This is a genomic window from Pseudomonas vlassakiae (assembly GCF_014269035.2).
In the GTDB taxonomy this organism is placed as follows: Bacteria; Pseudomonadota; Gammaproteobacteria; order Pseudomonadales; family Pseudomonadaceae; genus Aquipseudomonas; species Aquipseudomonas vlassakiae.
Window position 1 is genome coordinate 57,634 of the sequence record NZ_JABWRP020000002.1, and the last position, 10,380, is coordinate 68,013.

Here is a 10,380-nt window from a genome sequence, read left to right on the forward strand (position 1 = left end):
CTGCTGCGGCTACACCAGCCTTCAAAACGGGTGACATCCCTGCAGGAGCGGCTTCAGCCGCGAAGGAGGCCAGCAAGGCCTCCAGGCCTGGTCACTCTCGCTGCGCAAACTCGGTCGCCTCACTGCCATTCGCACTCAGCTGGAACACTCGCGCCGGCCGCCCCTGCTCATCGAAGAACACCTGCCCCAACCCCGCGCCATTCCATAACCGCTCCCCGGCCTTGCTGCGGCTGGGCGTGCGTGGCACGACCTCCATCTGCCGGCGCTTGGTAAACCAGTTCAGCGGTGAGCGTGGCGAGTAAAGCCAGCGGTTGAGCCTGTCCAGCACGTCCAGCAAGCGCCGTGGGAACTCGTTCTTGATCCCGCTGCTGGTCACCTGCCAGAGATGCGGGCTGCGCTGGCGATGGCGGATCAGCACCTCGTAGACGAACGAATAGTGCACATCGCCCGAGAGGACCACGTAGTGCCCTGGCGTGCGCGAATGGCGGAAGATGTTCAGGATCACCTGCGCTGCGCCTCGATGGGCCATCCAGTTCTCGGCATCCACCAACAACGGGTAGCCCAGCCAGCTGAATATCCGCTGCACGGTTTCGATCAGCTTGACGCCGAAGATCGGTGCCGGTGACACGATGATCGCCGAAGGGTGGTCCAGCAACGCCTGTTGCAGCTCGCACAGCGCTTCCCAGTCGAGCAGGCCGGACGGCTTGCCCAGGTCGCGCTCGCTGCGCCAGCGGCGGGTGCGGGTGTCCAGTACCAGCAGCGGAGGCTCGCTGGGCAGGCTGTATTGCCAGCCCTGGAAGCGCAGGAGCTCACCGATCAGCTCATCCTGCTGCTGGCTCAGCGCCTGGCACTGCCCGATCAGCGTGTTGCAGCCATCCGGGTCGTTGCCCCAGGCCTGGCACAGCAGGTAGCCCAATAACGCGTTGCCGATGATTCGCCGCGAGAAGGGGTGGCCATAGGCGGTTTCCTCCCATTGCGCGGAGAGGTTCCAGTCGTCGGTGATGTCGTGATCATCGAAGATCATCAGGCAGGGCAGGTGCGCCATCACCCGTGCCACGTCGCCCAGGTTGGCGGCGAAAGCTTCGATCAGCGGCAGTTCCGTACGGTAGCGTGCCTGGTCTTGCTGGCTCAGGCCGGCAGGCATGCCCAGGTCCACCAGGTGCCAGGGCGCGGGCGCCCATACCAGCAAGTACATGGCCATGACTTCGGCGAAGGTCACCAGGTGGTTGTCGGCGTTGCTGGAAGAGAATATCGGTTTGCGCTTGCCGCCGAAGAAGCGTTCGCGCAGGGTTTCGTTGCGTGCCTGGGCCGGCAGCAGGTCGGCACGATGGTAGTAACTGGCAGCATGCCGGTAGAGCGCCTGGCTGTCGGTCACGACTGCGCCATCCAGCACTTCGTCGAACAACCCCAGGCGTTCGATCAGCGAGTGAATGGCCCGCAGCATCGGGCCGGCGACGTCGTCGGCATATACCTGATCGCCGGTCATCAAGAGCACGGCGGGGCGGTCCTCCGGGCGTTGGCAGGCCTGCAGCAGGCGGTCTGCGCAGAGCAGGCCGTCGGCGGCCGGGTAATGCGGTTTGCGACAGGACCCGTGCAGCAGCTGATCGAGGCGGTCACGCAGCACCAGGCTGGGGCGTTGGCGGCCGGGGTAGAGCAGGTGCGGGGCCCAGCCGGCAACGCCCTGGCCGTCGATCAGCAGGTCATAGGCGATGGCGACGTTGCGCGGCAGGGGCTCGGCGAAGTGAACGTCCAACAGGTGAACGAAGGCGTGCTGGCCGACGGCAACGACCTGGCAATCGACCTTGGCGGTGCCGTCGAAGACGAATTCAGGTTGCAGGGGTTGGCTGCCGACCAGCCAGATGGCCAGCCTTTGCGGTTCAAGGCGGCGCAGTACCGGGCCGGCGAGTACGAGGGGCAAGGGGGATGAGGTCATTTTGCCTTTGGGTTCGGAACGCGTTTGCAGCCCGTTGAAACGAAACGGGCGGAAAATGCTGAACATTTCCCGCCCGCCTGGCAAACCTTAGATGTATCAGGCTTTTTCAGCCATCAACTTCTCCAGTTTTTCCTGGTCCCGGGCAAACTGGCGAATACCTTCTGCCAGCTTCTCGGTGCCCATGGCATCTTCGTTCATCGCCCAGCGGAACTGGCTTTCGTCCAGCACCTGCTTGGTTTCACCAGCATTGCCCGGCTTGAGAACCCGCGGCAGTTCGCCCTGGTCGCTGCTCAGCTTGTCCAGCAGGTCCGGGCTGATGGTCAGGCGATCACAGCCGGCCAACTGTTCGATCTGGCCGAGATTGCGGAAGCTGGCGCCCATGACCACGGTGTCGTAACTATTGGCCTTGTAGTAGTTGTAAATGCGAGTGACCGACTGTACGCCCGGGTCTTCGGCGCCGACGTAGTCCTGGCCGGTATTTTTCTTGTACCAGTCGTAGATGCGGCCTACGAATGGCGAAATCAGGAACACGCCAGCGTCGGCGCAGGCCTGGGCCTGGGCGAAGGAAAACAGCAGGGTCAGGTTGGTCTGGATGCCTTCCTTTTCCAGTTTCTCGGCGGCGCGGATGCCTTCCCAGGTGGAAGCGAGCTTGATCAGTACGCGGTCTTTCGACACCCCTGCGGCTTCGTACAGGGCGGTCAGCTTGCGTGCCTTGTTCAGTAGCGCCGTCTCATCGAACGACAGGCGTGCGTCCACTTCGGTGGAAATGCGCCCGGGAATGACCTTGAGAATGCCCGCGCCCACAGCCACTGCAAACTTGTCGCAGGCCAGGTCGACATCGCCCTTGGCATCGGCCTTCACCTGCTTGAGCAGCTCGGCGTAGCCCGGGATGGCCGCGGCCTTGAGCAGCAAGGAGGGGTTGGTGGTGGCATCGACCGGCTTGAGGCGGGTGATGGCATCCAGGTCCCCGGTGTCGGCAACCACGGTGGTGAACTGCTTGAGTTGTTCCAGCTTGGAGGTCATGGGCGTGCTCTGTCCTGTGCATTTACTCGACATTACCCGAGGCCCGACGGGCGCTCAAGAGGCCAGTGGGGCCGGGCGGAATTGCCTAAGGTGATGATTCGAGTCGGCAGCTGGCGCGAGGTTCCCTGACCCCCATGTATGCGACGCGATTGGCCTCTGTGGGAGCGGCCTTGTGTCGCGAAAGGGCCGCAAAGCGGCCCCTCGATTTTAGTGACAATGCATAGATTGCTGGGGCTGCCTTGCAGCCCTTTCGCGACACAAGGCCGCTCCCACAGGTCGGTGTCAGGCCTGAGGATCAACGCCCCTGCATCAACTCCGCCGCCTGATCAAACACCTTCAGCGGCTCCGCCGCCTTGTGAATATCCGCCGACAACAGCTGCCGGAACCGCCGCGCCCCAGGGAACCCCTGGCCAAGCCCCAGAATATGCCGGGTGATGTGATGCATCGCGCCGCCACTCTCCATATGCGCCACGATATAAGGCCGCAGCTGCTCCAGTGCCTCGCTGCGGCTCACCACCGGCGCTTCGCTGGCAAACAGCTGCTGATCCACCTCGGCCAGCAGGTAAGGGTTGTGGTACGCCTCGCGCCCCAGCATCACGCCGTCGAAGGTTTCAAGGTGAGCCTGGCACTCCGCAAGCGTCTTGATCCCGCCATTGAGCACGATCTCCAGGTCCGGGAAGTCAGCCTTGAGCTGCGCGGCCACGTCGTAGCGCAGCGGCGGGATCTCGCGGTTTTCCTTCGGCGACAGCCCCTCGAGAATCGCGATCCGCGCATGCACGGTAAAGCTCCGGCAACCGGCCTCACGCACCTGACCCACGAAATCGCACAGCTCGGCATAGCTGTCACGGCCATTGATGCCGATGCGATGCTTCACCGTCACGGGTGTGGATACCGCATCCTGCATGGCCTTCACGCAATCGGCGACCAGCGCTGGGTGGGCCATCAGGCAGGCGCCGATCATGTTGTTCTGCACCCGGTCGCTCGGGCAGCCGACGTTGAGGTTGACCTCGTCGTAGCCGGCTTCTTCGGCCAACTTGGCACAAGCGGCCAGGTCGGCCGGCACGCTGCCGCCCAACTGCAGGGCCAGCGGGTGCTCGGAGACGTCGTGGCGCAGGAAGCGGTGGGCGTCGTTGTGCAGCAGGGCGCCGGTGGTGACCATTTCGGTGTAGAGCAGGGTGTGCTTCGAGAGCAGGCGCAGGAAGAACCGGCAGTGCCTGTCAGTCCAGTCCATCATCGGCGCAACGGAAAAACGCCGGGAAAGTGGGGCGGGTATGGTGGAGATTGGGGACATTGGGGCTAGAGAGTCGGTGTGGCTGGGAGGTGGAGGGAGTTTATCAGGAATGACCGTTTGGGCTCAGTGATATCCGCCGGGACAAGCCAATCCAGGGTGGGATTACGCAAGACAGCCATGAAACGGGCTGATAGCATCGGGCTATCAGTCAGAGTAAGGAAGGAACCCCATGCTGAAGAAAGTCGCGTCATCCATTCTTGTTGCCGGCGCCGTGCTTGCCTCCGCCCAAGGGGCTTGCGCCGAAGAAAAGCTGTTCAAGAACTACGTCTACCAAACCCCGCTCGCAAAATTCACAGAAGCTGCCGGTTACTACGACTGCTCCGAAGACGTCGGTGGGACCGCAAGGTGTATCGACGATGTCGATTTCCTGGAAGAGAAATTCACCGTCGCGCTGATCTTCTCCGGTGACAAGCTGATGATGGTTTCATTGATCAGCCCGTTTGATCAGAACGCGTATGTCAAAGCTATCGCAGGGCTTTCCAACTCATTCACGCTGGTTTCCATGAACGATGAAAAGTCGATCCTGGATGTGTTTGATACGGCGAGAAAGTCGAGAAGCAAACAAGAACTGACGACGAAGATCTCCAATTTTGAGCAGGTCGCTCTGGCATCTGGGAGTCTGACATACACCTTTCTCGAAGGGCTGAGCCCTGAAGGGCAAACCAGTGCGGTGAGTGCGTTGGCTGCCGCGCCGGAAAATATTCGGTCCGCCGAGTTGGTGATGGCGGGGCAAGGTGCGGAGGCGGGGATGGTTATTCGATTTACGTTTCCTCGGTTAGAGGCGAATAAGGTTCTGGCTGAGGCCAACAAGCCCGTTGAGTCGTTTTGAGGAAAGGCCGATGGCGTGATCTGGGACCTCGCCATCGGCCTTCAGAACGGTAGATACCCGTCCGCTCGTTACTGCGGGGAATTGGCCGCAGTCTGTTGAGCCTTTTCCGCCGTGTCCTGCGGCAGTTGGTCGAACTCATGCAACCCATCCTTGCGGTACGGGTCGCCGATCCAGCGCGGCATTGGCGTGAACTGCGTGCTCACCAGGCTCTTGGCCGGCTCGTACCGGTCGTAGCTCAACCCTGCCAGGTCCGACAGCGTATGAATCAGGTGCGAGCTGCTGTAGGCGCGGTTGGCCATCGACTCCAGGTCTCGCGGGTGCTCGGCCTGCCAGCTCGGTGAGGTCCACAGCAGGAACGGCACGGTGTACATCGGCCGGGTCGGCGCGCCTTCGTTGCGCCCCAGGCGGTCGTGGTTGCCGGAGCTGTAGACGTCTTCGCCGTGGTCGGACAGGTACAGCAAGAAGCCGTTGGGCGTGGTTGCCGAATACTGCCTGATCAGGCTCGACACTACGAAATCGTTGTAGCGCACGGCATTGTCATAGAAGTTGTAGGTTTCCACCTGGTCATCGGTCAGTGCAGCCGGCGCACCTTTGCGATCGGTGAAGTGCTGGTAGGCATCCGGGTACCGGTAGCGGTAATCCATGTGCGTGCCCAGCAGGTGGACGATGATGAACTTCTTCGGCGCCGGGTCTTTCAGGGCCTTATCGAACGGTGGCAGCACCACTTCGTCGTACTGGCTGGCGTTCTGGTTGCGCTGGTTGTTCAGGTACACCTGCTCGTCCGTCTGTTGCGAGAACGTGGTGAGCATGGTGTTGCGCTTGGTCATGGTCTGCTGGTTGGTGATCCAGAAGGTCTTGTAGCCTGCCTGTTTCATCAGGTTGATCAGCGACGGGTCGGTGAGGAAGCGGTCGGGGTGTTCCTCGTCACCAAAGGTGAGGATTTGCTGCATCACCTCGATGGTGTAGGGGCGCGGGGTCACCACGTTGCGGAATACGGTCAGGCTCTTGTCGGCGGCCAGGGCATCCAGGTTGGGGGTGGTATCGCGGTTGTAGCCGTACAGGTGCATGTGCTCGCGGGTGGTCGACTCGCCAAGTACCAGCACCAGGGTGCGCGGGGCGTCGCCGCTGCTGTCCTGCAGGTTCTGCAGGGGCGGCAGGGCGGCGTTCTGCGCCAGCAGTTTCTGCATGTTGTTCAGCTGCTGCAGGTACTGGCGGTAACCGACCACCAGCTGCCAGGGCACGGCAGGCTCCATGCGTTGCTGCACTTTCTCCACGGCGTCGGCGAAATTGCGTTCCTGGGTGACCATCTGCTTGTAGAACGGCAGCACCAGATTGGCGACCAGCAACAGCACCACCACCGGGATGCGGCTGCGCAGGCGCAGGGTGACCGGGCGCACGCGGGTCCACAGCAGCACGGCGCCCACGGTGTAGGCCAGCAGGCCGAGCATCAGGCCAATGCTGAAGTACTGGCTGAAGTATTCGCCTGCTTCGGCGGTGTTCGACTCGAACATCACGAAGATGACGCTTTGCGAGAATTCCTGGTGGTAGATGCCGAAGTAGCTCAAACCCACCAGCGAGGCGGCCCACAACACCACGCCGATCACGGCGGCGAGGGGGCGCGTGAGGCGTGGCAGCAGCAGCACCGGGACGAACCACAGGGTGCTGAGGAACAGGGCATCGCGGAAGCCAGCGAAACCGGTGGTACCGCTGAACAGCAGCAACGCCTGGGTGACGCCGGAGAAATACCAGAAGAACAGCAGGAGCCAGCCCAGGCCGGCCCAGTCCACGCGCTTGGGCGTGGATGGGGATGCGGTGTTTGCCACGTGTGCCTCGTAACCATGGCGGCAGCCAGAAAAGGGGGCTGCCGGGAAGGCAGAGACGCTAGAGGGCCGATCGTGAAAATTACGTTAACGGAGTATGGAAAAAGTCTAAACGAATCATTGCTTCAAGACCCACGCCCACCGGGATCGTGAATGGTCCGAATCGCTGAACAAAGCTCAGGGTGTTGTCGCTTGGGCTGCGCAGCACGCTGGGGCATTGCCGGCAAGCCGGCGCTGAGGCCAGCAGTAACATCACATTTCCAGCGAAAAGAATGCTCACACCGTCAGTATTGGCCCAGGTGTTGAAACCCGTTAAGGTGTCGCCCCCAGCAAGGAACGCCGCGACCCCAGGGAGTAATTGATGTCGCTTTTCAATCGGGCCAGCCCGCCTTTCGACCTGCGTTTTGGCAGTACTTTCACGCCTGCTCCAACGCTCGAGCCGTTGCTCGACGGTTACTCTGAACTTCAGCTCCCCGGCCCGGAAACGGTGTGGGCCTGCGGCGAGGTCGACCTTGGCCAGTCCGTACGCCTTTTGCGTTATTACCTGGACGACGAAGATTACTGGCTGCAAGTGCTGATGCGCGGCAGCCAGCCGGGCGATACCGTGCTGTTCGGCTACCACAGCGCCATTGCCGTGCGCGACGATGCGCACCGGCAGGCGCTGGTTGGCTGCCTGTCCAAGGTCGGCCTGCCGATCTACACGCACGAAGGCTGCCTCTACTCCCGCCAATGGGGCCAGGCTCAAGGGCAGGCTGAACTGGTCCCGTTCCATGAGCAGGTGGTCAGCCCGCAAGCGCGCTATGGCGTCCAGCACCTGTCGATGCTTTATGCCCGCGACACAGGCCTGCTCGACCGTCGCGAATTTCTGCTGTTTTCCCTCGAAGAAGATGAGCACGGTGCGCTCACCTTCACCACCTCGCTGGGTGTCACCCTGTTCCCCACGGACTTCAACGTAACCTGACAAGGATTCACCATGCTCGACGCGCTTCGCCTGTCACTCAATGCTTCGGCGGTGACCGGTTTCATCCTCTATATCAGCGTGGCACTGCTGCTGTTCTGGCTGTTCCAGTTCATCTACACGCGCATTACGCCCCACCGCGAGTTCTCGCTGATCCGCGAAAACAATCCGGCGGCGGCCATCGCCCTCGGGGGCTCGCTGATCGGCTTCTCGCTGCCAGCCAGCAACATCATCGCCTACAGCGTGAGCATTCTGGATTTCGTCGCCTGGGTGGTGATCGCAGCCGTGGTGCAGTTGCTCGCCTTCGGCCTCACCAGCCTGGTACTGCGCGACCTGTCCAGGCGCATCGCCAAGGGTGAACTGGCTGCGGCCATATACGCGGCCAGCGTGGCAATCAGCGTCGGCTTCCTCAACTCGGCCTGCATGACGCCGGCGGCCTGACATGCAAGGAGCCCCCATGAAGCCCCCTGTTCGACGCAGCTCCGTCAAGCTGGTGCTGGCCGGTTCGCTGCCACTGGCGCTGACCGCTTGCGGCCCGCAGGAAGAGCTGTACACGGTCACCCAGCAAAGCAATTACGACAGCGTTGCCGCCTGCGTCGCCGACCAGGTGCCGGAACCCGCTTGCAACGATGCCTTCAAGCGGGCGCTGGCGGATTACCAGCGCAATGCACCGACATTTTTCACCAAAGCGGAGTGCGAGGCGCAGTTCACCCCGGACGGTTGCCAGATCACCGTTGGTGGGCGCTACATGCCGCGCATGAGTGGCTTCGAACTGCAGACCAGCGCTGAGGTGACGCAGTCTCAGCTCGATGCGGGCTATGCCCAGGGCGGTGGCTATGGCCATGTGGCCACCGCCGCAGTGGCTGGCATGCTGCTTGCGCAGATGGGCAACAGCGCCGGCCGTCACTACAACGCGCAACCGTTGTATGCCTACCGCGACGGTACAGGCCAGCGGCACGGCTTGCTTGGCCAGCGTTACGGTGCCACGGGTGGCGGTATTCAGCGGGTGAAGCAGGACGAAGAGAGCAACAGCTCATCGAGTGGCGGAGGGGGTGGAGGCGGCTACGGCGGCTCAAGCCGCAACGAGTCGCGTTCGGCGACTTCCGCCTCGGTCACGCGTGGTGGCTTTGGCAGCCAGGCCACTGCGCGCAGTGGTTGGGGCGGCAGATCCGGCAGTTTCTTCGGGGGCTAGGCATGCGCAAGGTCGAACTGGCGGAGCGTCCCGACTGGCGCACGACAGCCCTGCGCGAGGGCTTTGCCTTTCACACGATCGACGGTGAGCGCTACTGGGATGAACGTGGGTACTACCAGTTCAGTGAAGCCCAGGTGATGCATGACCTGCACGCCCCGACCGCAGAACTGCACGCGATGTGCCTGGACGCGGTAGGGCGCATCGTCGAAAGCGAAGCGCTGATGGCGCGCCTGGCGATCCCGCCAGCCTTCTTCGACCTGGTACGCCGCTCATGGCTGGAGGGGCAGGCGCACCTCTACGGGCGCTTCGACTTCAGCTACGACGGCAAAGGCCCGGCGAAGTTGATCGAGGCCAATTACGACACGCCCACCTCGCTGTACGAAGCCGCAGCGTTCCAGTTGATCTGGCTGGAGGAGCAGATTCAGCGGGGTGTTCTGCCCGCCGAGGCGAGCCAGTTCAATACCCTGGCCGAAGACCTGGTCCAGGCATTTGCAGCGATGCCTGGGCACGGAGATTTTTATTTTTCGACCATCTCCGGTTCGCTGGAGGACCGTGGTACCACCGACTTCCTGCGCAAGATGGCCGAGCATGCCGGCATCCGTACCCGGCATATCGACCTTGAAGACATCGGCCTGGACGGCGAGGGCCGTTTCGTCGACCTGCAGGGGCGGGCGATTGCACGGCTGTTCAAGCTGCATGCCTGGGAGCACATGTTCCACGAGGGCTTCGGCCAGGCGATTGCCGGGTGCGACACGCAGTTCGTCGAGCCGCCCTGGAAGGCGTTGATTTCCAACAAAGGCATTCTGCCGTTGCTTTGGCAATGGCATGAAGGCCATCCGAACCTGCTCCCGGCGTTTGTCGACCACAGTCCGCACTTGCCGGTGCCCAAGGGCTGGGTCCGCAAGCCGTATTTCTCGCGGGAAGGGGCCAACGTGGATATCCGCACTGCCGAGGGGGAGCGGGTTTTCGAGGACGGGCCATACGACGATGCGCCTTACATCCTGCAGGGTTTTGCGCCGCTGCCGAAGTTTGGCGACAGCTATACCCTGATCGGGTCCTGGGTGGTTGGGGGCAGGGCTTCGGGGATCGGCATCCGCGAGGATGATTCGTTGATTACCAAGGACAGTTCACGGTTCTTGCCTCATGTGGTGCTTGGCTGAGAGGCCAGCAAACACCTGCAAGAATCCTGAGGTCGGTTTCAGGATGCGCCTGGTCGCTCGCACGCAACCTAACGGCGTCACAACTGCCATGCTTGTGGGATGCCCATGAGCCCAGTGCGCGCAGACGCACGGCCATCGGCAAGGAGGCCTCCGCGCCCACGCCACCGTGACGTG

9 protein-coding genes are annotated in these 10,380 nt (G+C 62.4%); 5 read left to right on the forward strand and 4 right to left on the reverse strand.

Features of this window, described 5'->3' with window-relative positions:
• Positions 1-91 precede the first annotated feature (91 nt).
• The 3 genes from HU738_RS02435 to dusA all read right to left on the reverse strand — a co-directional run bounded on the left by HU738_RS02435 (position 92) and on the right by dusA (position 4,247).
• Positions 92-1,933: an alkaline phosphatase D family protein gene (locus HU738_RS02435; protein WP_186601148.1), complete on the reverse strand. Its 1,842-nt coding sequence runs from the start codon at positions 1,931-1,933 to the stop codon at positions 92-94.
• A gap of 96 nt (positions 1,934-2,029) precedes the next feature.
• Complete coding sequence (tal, locus tag HU738_RS02440; protein ID WP_186600873.1) at positions 2,030-2,956, reverse strand: transaldolase; 927 nt, start codon at positions 2,954-2,956, stop codon at positions 2,030-2,032.
• Between the two features lie 295 nt (positions 2,957-3,251).
• Positions 3,252-4,247, reverse strand: coding sequence for a tRNA dihydrouridine(20/20a) synthase DusA (gene dusA / locus HU738_RS02445; RefSeq protein ID WP_186600874.1), 996 nt, complete (start codon positions 4,245-4,247; stop codon positions 3,252-3,254).
• Positions 4,248-4,416: 169 nt separating this feature from the next.
• On the opposite strand from dusA, the gene HU738_RS02450 reads away from it, so the two are divergent.
• Positions 4,417-5,076 (forward strand): hypothetical protein, encoded by a 660-nt coding sequence (locus HU738_RS02450; RefSeq protein ID WP_186600875.1) that lies wholly within the window; start codon positions 4,417-4,419, stop codon positions 5,074-5,076.
• 68 nt (positions 5,077-5,144) lie between these two features.
• On the opposite strand, the gene HU738_RS02455 is transcribed toward HU738_RS02450, so the two are convergent.
• Positions 5,145-6,899, reverse strand: coding sequence for a phosphoethanolamine transferase CptA (locus HU738_RS02455; protein ID WP_186600876.1), 1,755 nt, complete (start codon positions 6,897-6,899; stop codon positions 5,145-5,147).
• 358 nt (positions 6,900-7,257) lie between these two features.
• On the opposite strand from HU738_RS02455, the gene HU738_RS02460 reads away from it, so the two are divergent.
• From HU738_RS02460 to HU738_RS02475, 4 genes are read left to right on the forward strand one after another with little or no spacing between them, the layout of a single operon-like run.
• Entirely contained in the window at positions 7,258-7,857 is a 600-nt protein-coding gene (locus tag HU738_RS02460) for a DUF2491 family protein (protein WP_186600877.1), read from the forward strand.
• Positions 7,858-7,869: 12 nt separating this feature from the next.
• Positions 7,870-8,295, forward strand: coding sequence for a DUF350 domain-containing protein (locus tag HU738_RS02465; RefSeq protein ID WP_054883523.1), 426 nt, complete (start codon positions 7,870-7,872; stop codon positions 8,293-8,295).
• Positions 8,296-8,311: 16 nt separating this feature from the next.
• Positions 8,312-9,046 carry a DUF1190 domain-containing protein gene (locus HU738_RS02470; RefSeq protein ID WP_186600878.1) on the forward strand — a complete coding sequence of 245 codons (735 nt, stop codon included), beginning with the start codon at positions 8,312-8,314 and terminating at the stop codon, positions 9,044-9,046.
• A 2-nt stretch (positions 9,047-9,048) separates the two neighbouring features.
• Complete coding sequence (locus HU738_RS02475; RefSeq protein WP_186600879.1) at positions 9,049-10,206, forward strand: glutathionylspermidine synthase family protein; 1,158 nt, start codon at positions 9,049-9,051, stop codon at positions 10,204-10,206.
• Positions 10,207-10,380: the final 174 nt, after the last annotated feature.

Excerpts from the sequence above, each read along its gene's own strand:
- dusA (WP_186600874.1), bottom strand. The coding sequence starts at position 4,247 with ATGTCCCCAATCTCCACCATACCCGCCCCACTTTCCCGGCGTTTTTCC.
- HU738_RS02450 (WP_186600875.1), top strand. The coding sequence starts at position 4,417 with ATGCTGAAGAAAGTCGCGTCATCCATTCTTGTTGCCGGCGCCGTGCTT.
- HU738_RS02465 (WP_054883523.1), top strand. The coding sequence starts at position 7,870 with ATGCTCGACGCGCTTCGCCTGTCACTCAATGCTTCGGCGGTGACCGGT.
- HU738_RS02470 (WP_186600878.1), top strand. The coding sequence starts at position 8,312 with ATGAAGCCCCCTGTTCGACGCAGCTCCGTCAAGCTGGTGCTGGCCGGT.
- HU738_RS02475 (WP_186600879.1), top strand. The coding sequence starts at position 9,049 with ATGCGCAAGGTCGAACTGGCGGAGCGTCCCGACTGGCGCACGACAGCC.
- tal (WP_186600873.1), bottom strand. The coding sequence starts at position 2,956 with ATGACCTCCAAGCTGGAACAACTCAAGCAGTTCACCACCGTGGTTGCC.
- HU738_RS02435 (WP_186601148.1), bottom strand. The coding sequence starts at position 1,933 with ATGACCTCATCCCCCTTGCCCCTCGTACTCGCCGGCCCGGTACTGCGC.
- HU738_RS02460 (WP_186600877.1), top strand. The coding sequence starts at position 7,258 with ATGTCGCTTTTCAATCGGGCCAGCCCGCCTTTCGACCTGCGTTTTGGC.